This window comes from Bartonella sp. AP1QHHD, from assembly GCF_042196265.1.
Taxonomy (GTDB): Bacteria; Pseudomonadota; Alphaproteobacteria; order Rhizobiales; family Rhizobiaceae; genus Bartonella.
This window is the reverse complement of sequence record NZ_JBHIPW010000076.1, coordinates 1-19,451: the sequence shown is the minus strand read 5'-3', so window position 1 is coordinate 19,451 and position 19,451 is coordinate 1. Positions and strand designations below refer to the sequence as shown.

The 19,451-nt window shown below is 37.3% G+C and carries 12 protein-coding genes, 1 tRNA gene and 1 pseudogene; 4 read left to right on the top strand and 10 right to left on the bottom strand.

Features of this window, described 5'->3' with window-relative positions:
• Positions 1–134: 134 nt before the first annotated feature.
• The 5 genes and pseudogenes from ACFIME_RS07065 to ACFIME_RS07045 all read right to left on the bottom strand — a co-directional run.
• The gene (locus tag ACFIME_RS07065) at positions 135–344 is read right to left on the bottom strand and encodes a 2-hydroxymuconate tautomerase family protein (RefSeq protein ID WP_375607418.1); all 210 of its coding nucleotides are present in this window, start codon (positions 342–344) and stop codon (positions 135–137) included.
• Positions 345–358: 14 nt separating this feature from the next.
• A complete protein-coding gene (locus ACFIME_RS07060; protein ID WP_375684715.1) occupies positions 359–1,699 on the bottom strand; it encodes a hypothetical protein in 1,341 nt (446 codons plus the stop codon).
• On the bottom strand, positions 1,689–3,557 hold the full coding sequence (locus tag ACFIME_RS07055; protein ID WP_375684714.1) for an FAD/NAD(P)-binding protein: 1,869 nt from the start codon (positions 3,555–3,557) through the stop codon (positions 1,689–1,691). The genes ACFIME_RS07060 and ACFIME_RS07055 overlap by 11 nt, the downstream gene beginning before the upstream one ends.
• 95 nt (positions 3,558–3,652) lie before the next feature.
• Positions 3,653–4,831, bottom strand: coding sequence for a YbfB/YjiJ family MFS transporter (locus ACFIME_RS07050; RefSeq protein WP_375684713.1), 1,179 nt, complete (start codon positions 4,829–4,831; stop codon positions 3,653–3,655).
• Between the two features lie 260 nt (positions 4,832–5,091).
• Positions 5,092–5,340: pseudogene (locus tag ACFIME_RS07045) on the bottom strand (baseplate assembly protein); the annotation flags it as partial.
• 794 nt (positions 5,341–6,134) lie between these two features.
• Between ACFIME_RS07045 and ACFIME_RS07040 the strand changes: the two are divergent.
• Together ACFIME_RS07040 and ACFIME_RS07035 are read left to right on the top strand one after the other, a co-directional pair.
• Complete coding sequence (locus ACFIME_RS07040) at positions 6,135–6,608, top strand: hypothetical protein (RefSeq protein WP_375684712.1); 474 nt, start codon at positions 6,135–6,137, stop codon at positions 6,606–6,608.
• Positions 6,605–7,825 (top strand): MFS transporter, encoded by a 1,221-nt coding sequence (locus tag ACFIME_RS07035; RefSeq protein ID WP_375684711.1) that lies wholly within the window; start codon positions 6,605–6,607, stop codon positions 7,823–7,825. Before ACFIME_RS07040 ends, ACFIME_RS07035 begins: the two co-directional genes overlap by 4 nt.
• A gap of 595 nt (positions 7,826–8,420) precedes the next feature.
• Here the strand turns inward: ACFIME_RS07035 and ACFIME_RS07030 are convergent.
• A tRNA-Ser gene (locus tag ACFIME_RS07030) sits at positions 8,421–8,511 on the bottom strand.
• A 314-nt stretch (positions 8,512–8,825) separates the two neighbouring features.
• Between ACFIME_RS07030 and ACFIME_RS07025 the strand changes: the two genes are divergently transcribed.
• Positions 8,826–10,022 carry a porin gene (locus ACFIME_RS07025; protein ID WP_375655353.1) on the top strand — a complete coding sequence of 399 codons (1,197 nt, stop codon included), beginning with the start codon at positions 8,826–8,828 and terminating at the stop codon, positions 10,020–10,022.
• Positions 10,023–11,268: 1,246 nt separating this feature from the next.
• Here ACFIME_RS07025 and ACFIME_RS07020 read toward each other — a convergent pair.
• The 4 genes from ACFIME_RS07020 to ACFIME_RS07005 form a co-directional block, all read right to left on the bottom strand.
• On the bottom strand, positions 11,269–12,033 hold the full coding sequence (locus ACFIME_RS07020) for an N-acetylmuramoyl-L-alanine amidase (protein ID WP_375613801.1): 765 nt from the start codon (positions 12,031–12,033) through the stop codon (positions 11,269–11,271).
• An 847-nt stretch (positions 12,034–12,880) separates the two neighbouring features.
• Positions 12,881–15,055: an isocitrate/isopropylmalate family dehydrogenase gene (locus tag ACFIME_RS07015; protein ID WP_375684710.1), complete on the bottom strand. Its 2,175-nt coding sequence runs from the start codon at positions 15,053–15,055 to the stop codon at positions 12,881–12,883.
• On the bottom strand, positions 15,052–15,783 hold the full coding sequence (locus ACFIME_RS07010) for an alpha/beta fold hydrolase (RefSeq protein ID WP_375684709.1): 732 nt from the start codon (positions 15,781–15,783) through the stop codon (positions 15,052–15,054). Before ACFIME_RS07010 ends, ACFIME_RS07015 begins: the two co-directional genes overlap by 4 nt.
• A gap of 258 nt (positions 15,784–16,041) precedes the next feature.
• Positions 16,042–17,238 (bottom strand): multidrug effflux MFS transporter, encoded by a 1,197-nt coding sequence (locus ACFIME_RS07005; protein WP_375684708.1) that lies wholly within the window; start codon positions 17,236–17,238, stop codon positions 16,042–16,044.
• Between the two features lie 821 nt (positions 17,239–18,059).
• Between ACFIME_RS07005 and ACFIME_RS07000 the strand changes: the two genes are divergently transcribed.
• Positions 18,060–18,830 (top strand): phage tail assembly protein, encoded by a 771-nt coding sequence (locus ACFIME_RS07000; protein WP_375662230.1) that lies wholly within the window; start codon positions 18,060–18,062, stop codon positions 18,828–18,830.
• Positions 18,831–19,451 lie beyond the last annotated feature (621 nt).

Genomic DNA, 19,451 nt, shown 5'->3' with positions numbered 1-19,451 from the left:
GGGAAAAACTTGGTTGTCAGCATCAGGGGCTGTAACAACCGCTCCAATAGCGCTCTGATCAAATGTTGCTAAAGGACGTGATTTTTTACATTGATTATCCCTATTGACCTTAAATTATTGTCAAATACACAGAGTTATTCTTTATTTTGAGCTTTTCTTAATTCTGTAATGGGAACACCCCCAATACCCCAATTGTCTGTCTCCACTTCATCAATCACGACAACAGTCGTTTTCGGATTTTTATTCAGAATATTAACTAATAATTGAGTTGCCCCTTCTATTAGTTGCCGTTTCTGTTCAGAGGTAACCCCTTCATTAGTAATTTTAATATTTATGTAAGGCATAAGATCTCCATAATTTACAAATATTGAATAAAAAAGCTCAAATAAATGAACGCAAAAAGATTAAATATTAATACATAATAACTATGCATTTTAAAGCTCGTATCCACCGGTGAAATACGTAGGCTACTGGAAGCAAAAATAGCATTTATTGATACAGGAGAAAGGAGTTGAGCTGCAATAAAGAAGCAAATCCAAACCAAATAATCCATAACCCCATAAGCCATCGATGACCCTAGTAAGGGAAATGCCAAACTAAATAGCACCATAGGATGAATTCCTACTACACTGAAAATTGGCAATACAAAGAGAATACAGGCATAGTGCTGCCAAACAGAGAGTGATGCCAATGAGTGACTAAACGTCACCGGCAACAAAGGAATAAGCAAATCACAAGTAGATATTAGCAGACTACAACCTAGCAACAACATAATTTCACTGGATATACTGCGTATCACTGCCACCAAAGGAGTCAAAAAATCAATACTGCGTGAACTCACACGCTCAATGACGTATAGAATGCTTGCCGTCAATGCAATGCTTTTTAGTGCATTCAACTTGATAACTGTCAACGCAACGATAAATGTTAGCCAGAAAAATATCAAAAAAATCCAAATTCTTACTCTCTCTCCTTCTTTATTCGCTCTTCTCTCATCGCAAATAATCGGGTTAGCTAGCGGTACAACAGGAGAAAGGCACAACAACAACAGACTGAATAGAAAAAGTGGTATCCCCAAAGCAGCGGATGTGAATATTGGTGTTCTAGGCATAGCAGCGAAAACTGTTGCTGCACCGATGCTGGTCGGCATCAGTACCATCGTGATGCTCATCATTCGCATCACAATAGCGGCCAAATGGCGAGAGGGAAAAACACTTTTCTTCAAGGCATCAATCATTAGTGGGATAACCCCCAAACTCATCGGCCAAGCTAAAAACGCAGTCAGTATCGCGATGGACAGGGTAAGCGAACCCTTTCCATAGCGCATCAACCGTTCAGAGAGAAATTCTGAAATACGCCATGTATTCATCACATGGCGCAACAATCCCATGGCGAGTAATAGCCAAAAGACATCAGTAAAACGCACAAGCACAGTACGAACATCAGGCAAGTGCCAACGCCATATCAGCACTAAAGTACAAGCCAACAGGATGAACACACCACTGCGTGCATTCCCCTTCAACCACCAGTATGGTATCGTCAAAAGCAAATAACCGAAAACAGTCACTCCAGCCAATGGAATAAAAAACCAAGTTCTTATTGAGATAGACATAAGAAAAATGAATAGCATCAGCATCGCCATTATAACGGATACGGAGGACATGCGTATCAGGAAGCTTTTTACATCATCAATGTACATTAATTGTTGAATCTTTGACTGAGTAGCGATTAAGAAGCTGCTCGTACATGTCAGTGACACAGCGCCCTGCATCCCGCAGTGCACGAGAATTAACTAAAGGCCTAGGCAAAATATATGTATAAAAATTTGGCCCCTCTACTGGATTACCGACCACCCATAATGTATTTTGTATTTGCCCTTTAGTGTCTATAGGATGCTGCCGACGGTCAATATCAATACCACCAGGATGATATCCTTGGTTGATAAATGGTCGAATGATGCCCTGACCAGCCAAATTCTGGATAAAAGGGGACTCATCACGCAACGGAGAAAAACTATCAATCTTGGCCTTGATCAGCACATCTCCATCAACTGAACTGTTTTCATCTTGAAAAACAGACTGAATTTCGAAACGGCTGGTACTAGCATTGAGAACAAGTTTAGGTGAAGGTCCGCCAGCCAAAGTCACGATACCAGCCTCCATCAGAGCCTTCAACTCTTGGTTTCGCTGCATCGGTGGGCCGACAGAAATACGGTTAAAGTTTGGATTAAAATATTCAATAAAGTACTTGTGAGATGAAGACGTTAACCCGCAAAAATCAATTGCTGAACGTAAGATATCACGGACATCTCGTAGCACATCTGTAGCAGCTTTCACTGGGCCATCAACATTACCTTCAGCGGAAGAATGAAGATCGTCCTTCAAATGCTCCATGAAGAATCTTGTATAATCCTTCAAAGAGGCAAATATTTTATTTCGATGAGGATACAGCAACGCTTGAATACACTGCTCGTCTTTGGAAGTAACAACATAGGTTTCAGGGTCTAGCCAGTGCCCCAGCTGCGTACTTCGATAGACATAACACATTTCTTTAAGCAACAGAGGTAAAAGCTGCGTTTCGAAATCCAGCTTCGGAGAACCGTTAGCAATGCTGGATTGCTTACGCAGATGATGTATTGTATCGAGAGTAAGGAATGATGGTATGTATTGCCCACTACCCCCCTTTTGATTAATCCCGCGACTACTAAAAGGCAATGTTTGACGGGAGAATAGAGCTATCTTCGGTTCTTTGCCGCTTGGCATGTAGCGCAATTGTCCAGCATTTTCAGTAAAAGTCCCACCGCGACCGTAAGTCAATTGCGACAAGACATCATAGCTGGTTAATCCAATTCCCTGCACCAGCACACGAGACTGAGATTGTATAGAGTCCAACTTTTCAATTGGATAAGGATTCGAATAATAGTTCAAAAGCGCGTTTTTCATTTGGTGAGCAGCCACAAACTGTTGCAGGCTTTCATCATGCGATGAATATATATTCTTACCGTGACCCGTGGTCATATAAACAAAATCTACACTATAACGACAGCCATCTTCCAAAAGAACATCCGTTTTATTATCTTGGTGGATATGGAGATTAATAACCTTTTGTCGGATCTCCTTAATACGAATACCGGAAGGTAAATCTTGCGTGAGTTCTTGGTAAGCCCAAGACAGGTATTCCCCTAACAAACGACGTGATAAATAATCATTTTCTTTGATTTCTCTCCCAACATCATGCTCTGTACGAGAAAAAACACCGTTAATATTACGATAACCTTGTTGAATAGCCCATTGATAGAAATTCGGTCCCTTCCGAATAGGCCCGACACCCTTAACTGTATCATCACCAAATAAAGTAATCTGGCAAGCGACAGTGTTAACCAATAAATGATCTGGCTGATGCACACTATGGGTACCGGTTCCCATCTCATTGGGATCAATCAATAAAATATCAATGTTCCCAGAAAATGGATAATGGGAATAAAGTGTGAGCAAGCGTTCGAGAATACTGATCCCACGAGGACCAACGCCCAAAATAGCGACTGTAGAGTGAAGCATTCTGTAATCTCCCCTATTAGAATAATTTGACTTTCACAAAATGTTTCAAAAAGAATGGAATAAATTCTCTCGACTTTTTAGTGAAGATTGCGGGTTTATGAAACGCCAACGACCTTTTTACAAAGACAATATTGACAGATTCCAGCAGCAGCAAAAAGCGCTACAGCACCACAGATAACGGAAAGCGCAATGGCATGTGAACCAAACTGTAAAAAACTCGTCAAGAGAGGTCCTAATATTTGGCCAAAACCGTAAGTTAAGGTAGCCAAGCCTAGCAGATTTATGCCATACGGCGCATACAAACGCTTAGCTAACGGCATAACTAGAGAGGTCGTCCCCATAAAAGTAAATCCAAACCCTATACAACTGAGAACGATCAGTACAAGAGACTGGCTGAATAATGTCAGTAATACGCATCCTCCTTGGATAAGCAAATTGAGCATCAAACAACGTAATACCCCCCACCGATGGGCTCCCCATAACCAAATGAAACAACTAGGAACAATGGCTATTCCGACAAACGACCATAAGTGGTTAGCGAGTAGTGGGAAATTAAATGTTTTCGCCATCAGAGGAAGATATGTCGCGACAATAATATAACCAAACCCAGCAAGCCCATAAATCAGAGCGAGTTCCCACCAAACGATATTTTCGTGTGCCAATGACTCATTAATAGCAAATTGAGACGCATCAACACGACGTGGAAATAAAATAAACAACAAGAGCAACAATACAACAGATATAAAACCAGCTCCAAACCAAATATTTTTCGCGTTCAGCGATTTACTCAAACCAATAATAACATACTCATTACCCAGCAGAATACCAACTCCCACACCTGCATAGAGCGAAGCAATAACCCACAGCTTGTGACTATGCTGCATAACCGTCATAGAACCAAAAATCATCATTGCTGCACTCGCGATACCGGCAGCAAAGCGGATAAAGAAGACCAAGTAAAAGTTTGTTGTTAACGCCATGGCAAAAATAAGTGCACTCGTCACTATAGCTGCACCAAATAGCATGTAGGGAGCACGGGATATATTCCCAACTCTGCAAAACGAAAAAAACATACTCCCAACTAAATAACCGCCATAATTAGCGCTAGCTATATAAGAAAGTTGCTTAAAGGTAAACAATCCTTCATCCAACATAACTGGAAATACCGGCGTATAGAAAAATCGCCCAATCCCCATCCCCAAAATCATAATAATCATACCGAATACAGCGATTTTGAAATAACTCAAATCTTGACGATTATTTTTCCCCCCCATTACTCTAATCCCTTAACTAATAATTCGCTCATCCGCATTCTATCTCATCGAGAGTAACACTTATCTCAGAGAATAAAAGCCAATCTAGCCATTTGTTTAGGTAGCCAGAGCAACATATTTAACGATTATTGTCAACATTACTGGATCAGTTATATGCATTTCATCGTTTTACGCCCTGCTCCATGTATGATCTTCTCCCTACAAAGCTTCTTTTTCAGAAAAATAATGGCTGAAATTAAGCAGCAATAACAACGAGAAAATCAATAAGCACGCCCCAGTTCAGACAAGACAATATCCCCCAAAGCGACAGCTTCATCAGGTGCGACTAAAATACCCTCACAAGGTTGCGTTATGTTCACATGATGAACGTCCTCAACCATCAAGCGGCTTAGTATCCAACTTAAAGACAGATCACGCCCAAGCCTTTGCGCACGCGCCCATTCTGCTCTTAAATTCTGCTCCGCTCTTTCCAAAACAAAGGAGCCTTCATCCAGTAACAACCAAAAATCAATAGTATTGAAGGGTATAAAGGCTACTTTTAATATAGCTTTGTTTTTTATCAGCAGCAGTAAAAAAGTTTGTGTTTTTTATAAAAATTGAAATTTATTCATTTTTTATCGTATATTTTATGTTATCTTCTTTAAATTAATTAAAAGATCATAGAATATTAAACTGATAGGATGCATTTTTCTCAAGCGGCATTTTTAGAGAAATGTTGATTTAATCAGTGAAGACAAGCAATGAGCAAAGTTATAATTTGAAAAGACAGTATATAATGTTTATGATCAATGATCTAAATTAGAAACATGAATTGGGGGAGTTTGATCTTTCTTACAGCACAGTAGATCAAAAAAAACAGTAGATGAAGTTTAAAATTCACCATCATCCATCATAAGATGAAAGCTTTCATCCCAAGTTTGATTTTTTTAAACTATTTTCTTGTTCTTTCTGTAATATCTAAAGAATATCTTCAAGCACTCATAAGCACTCTTTTAGGTTATCATTTCCATGATCAAAGTAACGGTTATCGAGCTTCCATTCAGGATACTGTTTTGTAAAAGGAAATCATCATTTCAGGATATGGAGGGATTTATGTATTTAGTCACAATGTATCATGCCCCCTTCCTCTTATATCAGAAATTTAATTCTTAATCGTAATGACGTGATCAAAAAGCACCTTGCGAGACAATCTTTTTAATAAATTTTTAATAAATAAAGTAAAGATGAATTCTGAAAAAAACTTTTTTAGACGTACAGTGATACGGAGAAACAGTCAGAAAGAATGGGGGGATTACAAATGTTGATGACTATAAAAAAAGATATCAAAAAATTACCAAAAACCGATTTATGGATCATTTGTGCTATTTCAGCTGATCAGAAAAGAGAATGGATCAATAAATGGTATATAAAAAATAAACAAGCCTCTATAAGTTCTAATTATGTCAATGATCTTGCCGTCCTAGGATCATTTTACAGATCTAGACAAAATGATTGCTATGAAAGCAACAGCCCCACAAGCAACTCCCTTCAAAAGATGACAATCTCATTTATGAGGCTTATGTTGCTCCTCATAATCACTTTAAAATTGCATCATTTGCTCTCATTAATACGCTTTGAAGTCCCATATGGACTAAGGGACCTTTTAAATTTTGGAATGGTTATGGAAGCCTTCTTTCCACTAATCCCTGAATGGGGATATGAAACAGCTACCTTTTCACAGAAAAATATTCTTTTCAATGAAAATTCTTATTGTACAATCTATGGAACAACACAATGAACAGAGCACGCACCCTTGCTCTCACCTATGGCTCCTATAATGCTGTCCGCATGCTGATCGGCGTTTACCATGCGATTTTTTTAATGTCCATGGGAGTGAGTCTGGCGCAATTAGCTCTGCTTCAGGTTGTCTTTTCCACCACCATTCTGCTGCTTGATTTTCCCTGCGCTGTTTTATCTGACAGATATCGGCGTAAATATTCCGTTATGGCTGGGGTCTTTATGACAGGAGTATTTTATCTTCTATGCCTTCAAGCTCCTAATATGACAGCACTTATTATTGCGCAAATTCTCTATGCAGCGGGCATTTGCATCATTGTCAGCGCCATTGACGGATGGATTTACCATTCTCTAGGCGATAAACAGGATCACTTTTCGCATTATGCTCATCTCTACCACCAGGTTAACTCTTTCGGAAGTATTCTCAGTGGGATTATAGGAATTGGAACGATCTACTACTCTGGACGATATTTTATGGGATATATCATCTCATGCCTCATGATGGGATTTATTTTTTTGATCTTCCTTATTGTTCCTGAAGAAAAGAAAACGACAATTGAAACGTCCAAAACAAAAACAATCTTGCACAATGCCAAGGAAACGCTTTGGATATTTCAAAATACAGTAGGAGGAGCATGGTTTATTTTCCTCATGTGCCTTTTTAGCGCTGGTATTCAAATTATTTATCATTTCTGGCAACCGATAATACTTTTAGAGGGGAAAATTAATCACCTCAATGGTTCGCAAATGCTCGTCTTGATGTGCTGCCATATTGGAGCCTTTTCAGCACAATATTTTTCAAATTTACTGATGTCTAAGTATCATGTTCTTGATAAAAAATATAAGAATTCTATAAAATATTTTTCCTTCTTTTCTGCACTGATGTGCATAGCGCTCTATTTTTCAGTTCATAGCCATCAAACTGCTGCATCAGTCATCGCCTTCTCTTTAATCCATGGATTTATTTGCACTGTACCGATCGGTGCAAAAAGCTTATTTTTCTCAGAACTTAACCAAAAACAAACGCAGCATATTTCCGGTGTTGTTGGTGCTGTCTCTTTTAGCGGAAGAATATTTTCAATTACAGTATTGAGTATTATTTCTTTTCTTCCTGCAAAAGTTTCTCCATCTTACTACCTAATATTACCGACCATTACTTTTTTCATGTGTGGTTTGATTGTCATGAAATGGATGAAACACTCTCAAAAGTCTCTATGATGAGAGGAAAATTTTAAAATTATTACCCACAATGTTTTCTTCTAAAAGAAATCTATAACTTTTTTGAGAGCATTGCCACATCCAACTTTCAATATACAATGCAAAATATAAAGCAACACGTTGATTTATAATGATAATATACCAAACGCGAATATTGTAAGATTTTTTCTTTTCAAATCTGCTTTATGGTTGAAACAATCAAAATCATTTGCTTGCACATCATAAGCAAAGAAAGCCGTATAAATAAAAACGATTTAGAAAGGAAAAATGCCTTTTATGAACTCTCATAGTCAAAATCTATAACAACAGGAAGGCAGATATATAATATGCCTCTTTGCATCTTCATAAGTATACAAATGATGTGGCTTTATAAGGCTTTATAATGTCTCACAGAAACTTTTATGTTTTATACCATTTACGAGGCAGCGTCGCAAAACGGGCTTATACACATTGCAAAGATATCTCTTTAAAACAAGTGCATAAATCGGCAACACAAGTATATTTGTGTTTAGAACATGCTTTTTATATGAGAGGCATAATCCCAACGGGATAAACAGAATTCCGATACACAGTCAACTGCTTTTATAACAATAGATGGCGGAGAGGAAGAGATTCGAACTCTCGAGAGCCTTTTGAGCCCTACTCCCTTAGCAGGGGAGCGCCTTCGACCACTCGGCCACCTCTCCAACAGAGAGGCATAAATGGTATCAACAGAAAGTTCAAGACATTTTCGATTTTTTTCCCAAATATCTGAATTTTTTTTCCTATTGATCCCATAGGGACAAAAAGTTAATAAAACAAAAATTGTGTCTTTTTTACCACAGCATCTCGAATAGTACATGTATATATTACAAAAAGGTAATTTCATATTTGAAACTCTAAAAAGATTAGTTATAGCTAAGATAACAAGTGCTGCGTATTTTACTTATGTCTTTGTCCTTAATGCGTTAGGCAAATGGTACTCTTTAGAAGAAATTTAACCGGACCTCGGAGATCCCATATGAATATTAAATCCCTCTTTTTAAGCTCTACAGCAGCTTTTTTAGCAATTTCTGGAGCACATGCTGCTTCAACAGTTATCGCCGAACCCGAACCTGTAGAATATATTCGCGTTTGTGATGCCTATGGAAAAGGATATTTTTATATCCCTGGAACAGAAACCTGCATGCGTTTATCAGGAAATGTTCGTACTGATTTTATAGGCGGTGATAATATCGATGCAACAACCGAAACTGAACTAAGAGACAAAAGAAAAACCTATGGCGCATCATCACGGCTCACCCTTGTTTTTCAAGCAGCTTCTGAAACAGAAATGGGAACACTTCGTTCATATGCAAGAATTTATTCAAGCTGGGGTGATGGTAATGATAAAGCTGGTGCAAGGCTTGCAGCAGCTTACATTGAACTGGGTGGTTTTCGCGTAGGTCTTGATGATACAATTTTCAACAGTTGGACTGGTGGTTATGGAAATGTTCTCAATGATGACAGCATCGCACCTGCCGGCACAACACGCACTAATTTTATTTCCTACACCTTTAATGGTGACTCTGGCTTTTCTGCTATTATCGGCGCTGAATTAGGCAATAATGCAGATGCTCTTCCAGGAACAGTAGGATACTACATTGATAAAGATGATAAGCTTGTTTCTATCACGAATGATACTCTTCCAAGTAAAGCAATTAAAAATTACACCCCGAATGTGGTTTTGGGTATAAAGTTTATGCAAAAATGGGGTGGTTTTTCAGCGGTTGCAGCATATGATACTTACTACAAAAAGTGGGCTGGAAAAGTACGTGCAGATTTCAATGTCAACGATCGTTTCAATCTATGGGTAATGGCTGGCTATAAAAATGGTCTTGATTACTACACAGTAAATACAAAAAATGAATTATCACGACAAAGCACAACAATTTATGCAAACTGGGGTGGTAAATGGGCTGCTTGGGCGGGTGCCACTTACAAGCTTACTCCAAAAGCAAATTTGAATGCTCAAGTTTCTTATAGTGCTGTAAAAACCTTTGCAACTTCTGTAAATATTACATACACGCTGGTTCCAGGATTTGTGATTACACCTGAATTAACCTATGTTTCTTGGAACGATGATCGCGTTGTGACGGATAAAAATAATGATGAAAAACATTTATTCAATAAGAAAAGTGCTTTTCAAGGTATGATCCGTTTACAGCGTTCATTCTAATCCTATTTAAGCTACAGCTTTTAAAAACTGGCAACATGGTTTGCCAGTTTTTATTTTTGAAATCAAATATCATGAATATCTTTTCCTGATACTTATTGTCTTGTCTCTCGGAAAAAACCGACTTAGTTTCATAAAACTACTCTTAAGATTAACCTGATATGCTTGATAAGAGCACCTCACACGGGCTTTTACACATCACTTCAAACACAATCTCTTCCTTACCCTTTAAAGCATGAATAACCCCCATTGCTTTATGCCTAAATTGATTTTTCTTGGTAATTTATACCTAACCTTTGCAATTTAGGTCATGAACTTCTCTGGTCAATTCTATACTGAACAGATAAAATATTGAAAAAACAAGACATCATTGTGTTTTTGATATGCCTGAATGTGTCTTCTATCAACACTCTAAAACACAATGTTTTATAACACTGCTTCATTAAAAAACTTAATCATCAAGAAACATGTTGTCAAAACGATGCAAACATCCCCTAAAGCAATAAAAGAGAAAAGAGATATATCTTCAAAAAAATGAATTGACCTCTTCCCCTTCTAAAGAATAGCCCCCCTATCAGTAGCAATCTGTAAATGCCCCTATTTTCTTGAATCTGCATCACTTTGATTTATAATGATCAATTTATAATTTTGCATGTTTCAATCAACCAAAACCATTCACTTGTACACGACGAGTGGAGAGAGCCGTGTGAATAAAAACGAGTAAAGAAAACCCTTTTATGTATCGTTTTAAGTTCCAAGGGTTGTAGTAACATTGAGATCTAACAAAGTGTACGATAGTGCTAGGCACTTTTATTAAGCATCAAAATGAGGATACACTTCATAGAGGATTTTAGATTATATTCTCTATGAACGTCGCTGTAAAATATATGTTGTGATACACACTAAAAGACATTTCTTTAAAACAAGCATGAAATATACAATACAAGTCCATTTTATTTGAGGCGTTTCATCCTGCGTAAGGCACATGTCATCATATACGCAACATCTTGGCTTTATGCGTTTTTAAAGGAAGAAAAATATAAGACAAAGAAACAATAAAATTTAATCTCTGCAAATCATAGAGCTTTCAGAGTTATGTTTCCATAAAACGCCTTATACCGTATAGAGGATTTTTTACACGATTAATGCCCTTTTTACATAAAGCCAATTGGCAAAAAGCAGCCTTTCCTGATAATAAAAAGGCTTACACGTAATCGTAAGCCATATTTTCAATTAAAACGCATTGAATTCACGGAAAATACTTATCAACCAATGCATAAAGAATTGCTGCTGTTTCAACATCTAGAATCCCATCATAATTTTCTTGACGAAAATGAAGTTGAAATGCTCGGATCAAATCTTTGTATCCTGTTTGGGTACACGCAGCAGAAATGTCATATCCATAACATTTTAGCTTCGCCAAAACATCTTCTTTGGGTGGCAAATTCTTAGAGAATTGCTCTTGATAATGACTTTTTAGTTCATCATCATACCATGCTCCTATACCTGCGCTATAAAGTTCTCTCCATGGAAAAGCTGCTCCTGGATCACTTTTTCTTCCAATGGCAATATCACTATGTCCCACCACATCAGTTGGCATAATATCGGGATACCGTTGAAGAATATTCAAGGCAAGTTCCTTAACAGCATCAATTTGTATTGGATTATAAGGAGGAAACATACCCGTCCCATCATGATAAGTCGCTAAATTAACGATTTCAATCCCGATAGATGCATCATTGAGATGACTATGCCCAGCCCATGAACTCACACCCGCATGCCATGCGCGCTCATTTTCATCAACCAGATTAAAAATACGCATATCCTTAAAGCCTGCCTCACGATATGTCTGCTCTGAAGGATCAGGAACAAGATAGTGTGCACTAACCTTTTCTCCTGTAAGCGCCATAATCGAGGCTTTAAAATCAATAGCCGTATAATGCATAACGAGAAAATGAACGCGACGACTAAAACTCTTGACAGAACGATAACTGTTGTAATCAATCTGATACATAAAAGCCCTTTCTTTTTTGCTTAAAAAACCACTGCGCATCACAACAGATAGAATACGAACTGTTAAAAAATGCAATAAACTTCCCATCTAGGTACTAAGAATTACGACTAAAATTTGTTCATCAAAAATATTGACACTCTTATCAACAATTAAGACCACATTTTTATTTTTCTCCCACACACGCATAAAATGTTTTTAACCACATTAAATATTTTCCCCAAAAAAATTCCTACAAATTACCAATCAAAAAGAAAACAAAAGCGTAAAATGATCACTCCTTAAATCTTCACGTCTTACAGAAAAAATAGTTCGTCCTGTTATCAAATTGAAAAATATCGCCCCTCGGAAGCGAATACCCAACGATCATGCAATCACACAAAAACTTAAAGGAAAAATTTTATGAGCTCTTTACAGCAATTTATTATCAGATAACGGAACGGGATATGTTCACAATAAAACTCTTCACGGACATATTGTTCAATAAAATTTGCAAAGCTTTCCTGTAAATGACACGACTTCTTGTCTTTTCACACCATCGCTTTTTGATTTACAAAGAATCTCAATTATCTACAACGCTTGAGACACACGAAGTCTCTGGATTCCTTGTTATCAGCGCTATGGAAGATAACATATTGATTTATAATCATAATTAATCATTATAAATATTGAATGTAGCGAGCCTAATATCGTAAAGTTTTTCTTAATTTTGAATCAATCAAAGTCATTCATTTACACATCAAAAGAAAAATTAACCTATAGACAAAAACCACTGAAGAAAAGGATCAAAATACTTCTTATAATAGAACGTTCAATAATTTGAGCAATATTGTTACATCCCCATAGAGTTTCATTTTTTCTTCTCTGTTTTCAAATATCTTTTTAAGACAGCCCAAGCTGCATATTCTTGTAAGACGACACCTAAAAGTGGTCGCGTATAGGGAAAAGTTATACGATCATCACCATAACCTTTCATCCGTATAGTCATGGTAGCATGTCCAAGGCTTTCTGCTTGATTTTCTAATGTCTCCAAAGAAGGCTCTAGGCTCACTTCAACCTCAAGCAGTGGAATATCTTGTTTACCTTTTTCTATGGGCTGAAAATATTTTAAAAGCCACGGATCATTGGCAGACCAATGAACCTCTGCATACATCGCTAATTGTTTACAAGCAGTAGTAACTTCTGCCCCAACTAAATGGGGGTGAAAATGATTTTCAAATTCTTCCACGAAATGTTGTTCCAAGGGCGCTTCTGATTGAGCAACCAGTTGCACCAAAACATAGGGGCTTTTCCATAAAAAATGCCGTTCAAAGGATTCATTTTCAAGATGATCATCAACCCACTGCGCAATGGTACTTTCATCAATTCCAATCAAAGTCCATGCATACTCCGCACGCGATACAGAAAAATATTTCTTCTCGTTGTGTTCTAAATAATTCTCTAAAAGCGCAAGAGCCTGTGATGGTGGACCAGGCAAAACAACAAGCGTACTTCCATCGCAAGAGAGATAAAACCCTGGTGCTGTGCCTGTAGAATTATCAAGCACGGTTGCTGTCTCAGGAAACAATGCTTGACGCGCATTACTCTTATCCGCCGTAATCCCTAATCGTTGTAATTGACCTTTTATTATTTGCCAAACATCTTCATGATGTACCAAAGGCTGCTTTACAGCTTGAGCAACTCCATCGCGTGTTTTATCATCTGATGTTGGTCCCAATCCCCCACTGATAATGATAAGATCTTCTTGTCCAAGACAAGAAACAACAGTCTCACTGATTTGCTGTAATTGATCAGCACAAACAAAATGACGTGTGACTTGAATATTTCTCTTGTTCAAGCTTTGGCTTAAATCTTGTAAGTTCGTATTCAAATATTGTCCTGAAAGGAGTTCATCACCAACAGTGATAATCGCCGCATGACAAACAAAGACAGGATTCACAAGAGAATTGCGAACAGCTTCAGCCATTTGACGGGTAGAGGCTATACCTCCAAGATCATAGGTAACGGTTTTTCCAGCACGAATAACCTGATCAACACTCTCAGACAGTTGTTTTGCTGCATCTTTAAAGCCTAAGTGCTCTAAGAGTAAAGCCGTGGTATAAAGCATCGCAGAAGGATTGGCTTTATTTTGTCCAGCAATACGTGGTGCGCTTCCATGAACAGGTTCAAAACAAGCAATCTCGCTCCCCACATTCACATGAGGTGCAAGCCCCAATCCCCCCATTATCCCAGAGCCAAGATCAGAGAGAATATTGCCAAATATATTTTCAGCAACAATCACACCAAACCGCTCTGGCTTGGTTGCAATCCACAAAGCAACCGCATCAACATTCTGAATATCTGCTTCAATTTCCGGATAGTTTTGCGCAATCTTCTCAAAAATTTCCTGAGCAAACTGACCACTTTCTCGCATAACATTGGGCTTATCAGCAAAAGTAACTCGCCTAAAGCTATATTTCCTTGCATAAGAAAAAGCATATTCAAATAACCGTTCTAAACCAAAGCGTGTCTGCAAACAGACTGTCCACGCAGCTTCTTCAAGCCCATATTTTGTCAAATTTGGATGTTTTAGCCAAACGGCTGTTTCAGGAGAAATACCCCGAAAATCCAATCCAGCATAAAGGCCTTCACTATTTTCTCTGATAACACAAAAATGAAAAGGACGTTGGGGACCAAAGATGTATCTTACAGGACGTATATTCGCAAACAAACCTAACTTTTGGCGAAGTTGAAGTGCGGGAGAAACATAGGCAAGGTTTTTCTCTTTTAAATGCGGAGCAAGTTCTTTTAAAGCCGCTTCTTTTCCTTTACTGGTCACAGCACCAAGTAAAATAGCATCACTCTGAGTAATTTTTTGCCAAGTCGCTTGAGGAATAGGAGCTCCTTCCTGTTTCCAACATTCAAAACCAATATCACCATAAGTCAATTCAATCGGCAATTGGAATTGCTCTAAAACCATCAGCGCAGCATCACAAACCTCTGGTCCTATCCCATCACCAGGTAATACAAGAACTTTCTTTTTCATAATCCCTCCAGCCACTCATCAATGACTGCATCCGTCATAGTAGGATTATCCTCCCACAAACGCGTACCAGCACCAGAGATAATCTTATATTCATGGTTCAGATTATGACTTTTTGTCTGATTATCTACCGTTGCAAGTTGCGACTCTTCTCCCACTAAAGCTAAAAACTTCCCCTTATACTTAACTATTTCATCTCTAGCATCTATTTCTAATAAGAGTTTAAAGCCTCTTGTCATGCGTTCAATTGCCACGCTTTTTTGTTCATCAGGAATCTCCAATAAGGCTCTTTTTTTCATAATGCCAGAAGGATGCATAAAACCATTGAGTATTTCCAAAGCCCCCGATAAATCATTGTTTTCTAAGGAGGCAAGAATATCTCCAAGGCGCCGTTGCAAAACCTTATCTGGATAGCCAGGTGCATTCACAGCAAGCACAGCTTGAACATTGGGAAGCTGTACTGCCAATATTTGTACCAATGTTCCAGCCATAGAAAATCCCACAAGAACTGCGGGCTCTTTAAAATAGCTTTTAAGCTTTTCTACCATAAAAGATAAAATGTCTACAGCAGAATGATTGAGAACATGAGAACCCTTAGGAAAAAGAGAAAGCGTATCCAGCAGAGTGACAGGGAATCCTTTTGATAAGCATAGCTTTGTCAATGGAGAACAAAAAACACCACCATCCCAAATTGGCATTACAGGAGAAAGAATAGTAATAGGAAGACCCATTGATCAATTCCTCCCCTTATTTTTAAACATGCATTAGAGCCAGAAATTTTCCTACCCAATATAATGAAAATATGTTGAAACTCTAGGCTCATACTCCCCCCATAATAATCGATTTGTTAAACTCAAACTAAGCTTGTAACAAATTTTAAACCCACTCAATCCAACAACTTAATAAAAAAATCATCTAATGTACAGGTGCTCCATTTGTGTAAAACATCAAAAGCATTTCCGCATAATGCTTTCTTTTTATCATTTCACTCAGCTTATTTCTGAAGTCATAAAATGACGCGCTTTTTGAATATAAATGATAAAACCAATCATACAACACACAGCTAACAAAGTTGCCATAGCCCGTGGGCTATGACCAGAGATTTTTCCGATAACCGCTGCACTGAGTGCCGCACTTCCTAATTGCAAAGAGCCCATAACACCAGAAGCCGCTCCCGCAGCTTTCGGATGCGATGAAATAGCCAACGCTGTTCCTAACGGCAATAAAAAACCATTGCCAAAAGTAAGAACAGCAATAGCCATAAAACTTGTCACAAGGGGCCATGGGCTTAGATACATTTGCAAAGCAAACAGCACACCGCCTATCACAAAAATAATGTACCCTCTGCCCACAGTCTTTTCCATAGACTCGTGTTCAAAAAACCATCGCGCCAAAAGATTTCCCAAAATATAGGGAAACGAGACACCAATATAGCTATAACTAATGTGTATCGGGGATAACCCCAAAGTCGTGAATAAAAAAGGCGACTCCACAATATAAGCAAAATAGGCAGCGTAAGAAAAACACGGAATAAGTGCATAAAAAATAAATTGTTTATTTCTGAAAACGCCTAAATATGCCTTCATCAATCCTACAGGAGAAAAATGCTGCCGTTTTTGAGGGGGTAGAGTTTCGCTTAGCACAAAACAACATAGCAAAATGGTCAAAAATATAAAAAAGCTTAAAAAGATAAAAGTTGCCTGCCAATGAAAAGCTTGTATCAAAAGTCCACCAATGAAAGGTGCAAGTGCTGGCGACATTCCAATAAAAGGGAAAACAATCAAATAAAGTTTTCCAGCCGCTTTTTTATCCAACAAATCATTGATAATTGCACGACTTAAGACAAGTCCCGCACAAGCACCAAGACCTTGCAAAAAACGTAACACAAGAAAAGCGTGAATATGAACCGTATAAATCACACCAAGTGTCGTAAATAACCACAAGAATAAGCCCAATAGAAGTGTTTTTTTACGCCCAAAATTATCACTCAGCGGCCCATAAATGAGCTGTCCAAGTGCCAATGCCAACAAAAAAACCGCCACTGCACTTTGAATTTGAGATTGTGTCACTTGATAATATTGACGCATATCGCCCAGTGCCGGTAAAAAAATATCGGTAGAAATCAAACCTCCCGTCGATAAACATACGATAAGTATAATGAATGGTAATGTATATTTATGTTTCATCAGGAAAGTCACATTTCTTAAATTTAAAAATATTTAAATTTTACGTTTATAGAAAAATAATAATTTATATTTATATTTATAAATATAAAGCTATTTTAACTTTATCCACAGCGAATAAAATAATCAATTTTCTTTATTCTTTTACTTTATTCGAGAATAATTCAGCTTGTTGAGACATAAATCCAGTGTATGATCCGCACGCACACACTCAACACGTAAATAACCACTTAGTTCTTCACTTTATAATTAATTTTAAAGCATAGCAAATCGCAATTTTAAAACTATACGCAAAAGAAGCTAAAAGATCAAAGCTCTCCTTCAGAGATATATTTCCCAATCCGAAATAGCGCATCTTGTTGTATTCATGTTGCCCTATCTTCATCAGCTTTTTTTCATTGATATCATCAACAAAAACGCTCCCAAACACTATCCCTCTCCATGATAACAACATCACTTTCCCGACAACATCTTTTATCAGAAGTGGTTTACAACGCTCAAAGAAAAAAGAAGCCACAAACTCCCTTTCCTCAAAACTCCCCACGCAAATATTATTGTAACAATACAGCATATAATAATGGCTCATGGAGAAGTCTTTATCAACACAAATAATTGAGCAAATAAACTTAATAGCCCACTAATATCATAAAGCAAATTGTGCTTCTATCTCGCTCTAAAATCTAAATTCATCTTGTCCATTTTGTTAGAATTTCATTCTACATAGCCAGCACAAAGTTTATTGCCTAAGCTATTGACAAACATGATATAATAAAAATTTGACGAATCATTCTGCATCTAATGTAGAAAGCAAGGAGAAGCTATTAATGAATATAACAGAACGAGCCACGTACCAATTACTTGGACCTATTAAAGTGGAAGGAAAGACATACACAGAAATCACCTTACGCCGCCCGAAATTTAAAGACTTAAAAGCAATACAGAGCAAAGAAGGTGACGAGCAATCAATTGAAATGATCGCATGTCTTTCAGGGTGGTCCTATAATGCCATCAGTAAACTTGGTGTTCGTGATTTTTTAAACATTAAAGACATTTACGGGCCTTTAATAAAAAAAGTATTAAAAAAACTTGATAAAATGAATACAATCATAAAAATCCCATCCCTAAAAATCCTATCCTTAGAAACTCAATTTTCTAAACATCTCAAAAACTTTATAAACAAAGTAAATGCACCCATAAAAAGCATAATGGATGAATGTATTTTAATCGACAGTAAACCCGAAAAATGCACAAGTAACCTTTACACACATACATTTGAAACAGAATCCATGACAACTGCAAATGCAAAAGTGAAAACCTGTAGCACCTATGAACCGATTACAGTTCATAATCCCTACGTCATAAAGGTGGAACGCATGACCTTTACAAAATGCACTTTCTTAATACAAGATGGTCCATCGAACCAAATTTATCTCTCAAATCAAAGTGCTCTTACATCGTATAAAAAAACTGCGGGCGAAACTAAAAAACAACCTTTGGAGAGAATCTCGAAACTTTTGGACATTGTCTCAAAACTTTTCAACTTTCCTCTCTGGTTTTGGGAGTTTTTACTCAAAGAACTTAGAAAAGTTTTCTAGCATTGTTTTGATATAGAGCAATAAGAGAAGGAAAAACAGCTTAGAACACTAATGTTTCTTCCTTCTCTTTTATCTCTCATAGCTTTTTGAATTGAATACTTTTGATATTTATTTTGAATAATTGAAGCATTCTTTTAATTATAAGTACAATATAAAAAATAAAATTTTAGAAGACGTGCTGTTTTTACAAAAAATGAATAATAAAATAAAGACTCCAGAATTTTACTTTTTACCTTCAAACACAATCAATGATGGAAAAGCGTTTACAAAGTTTTCCTCAGGCAGTATCCAGGACATTACTTGAAAGAAAAGCATTAAGAGAGCTTACTTTTAAGCTAAGGGGAAAAGATTAAACTTCACAACGACATTCAATCTTTTAAACATTGCAGTACAGAACGGGAAAAAAGAGCCATTCCCCCATAGACCGTTTATCCCCCCATCAACTAAAATTCTCGATAAACTGGTATTATCAGTTCTAGACTGGAGTCATATAAGAAGAATTTTAAGTAATGATCACCGTCTTGTTTTCGATGTTTTCTGTCCTTTTTAGCTGCTCTTTATCCCTTTTGGAACATAATTAGCAAAAAGGCATTGTATCTCCAGCATATTCAAGGAGATAAA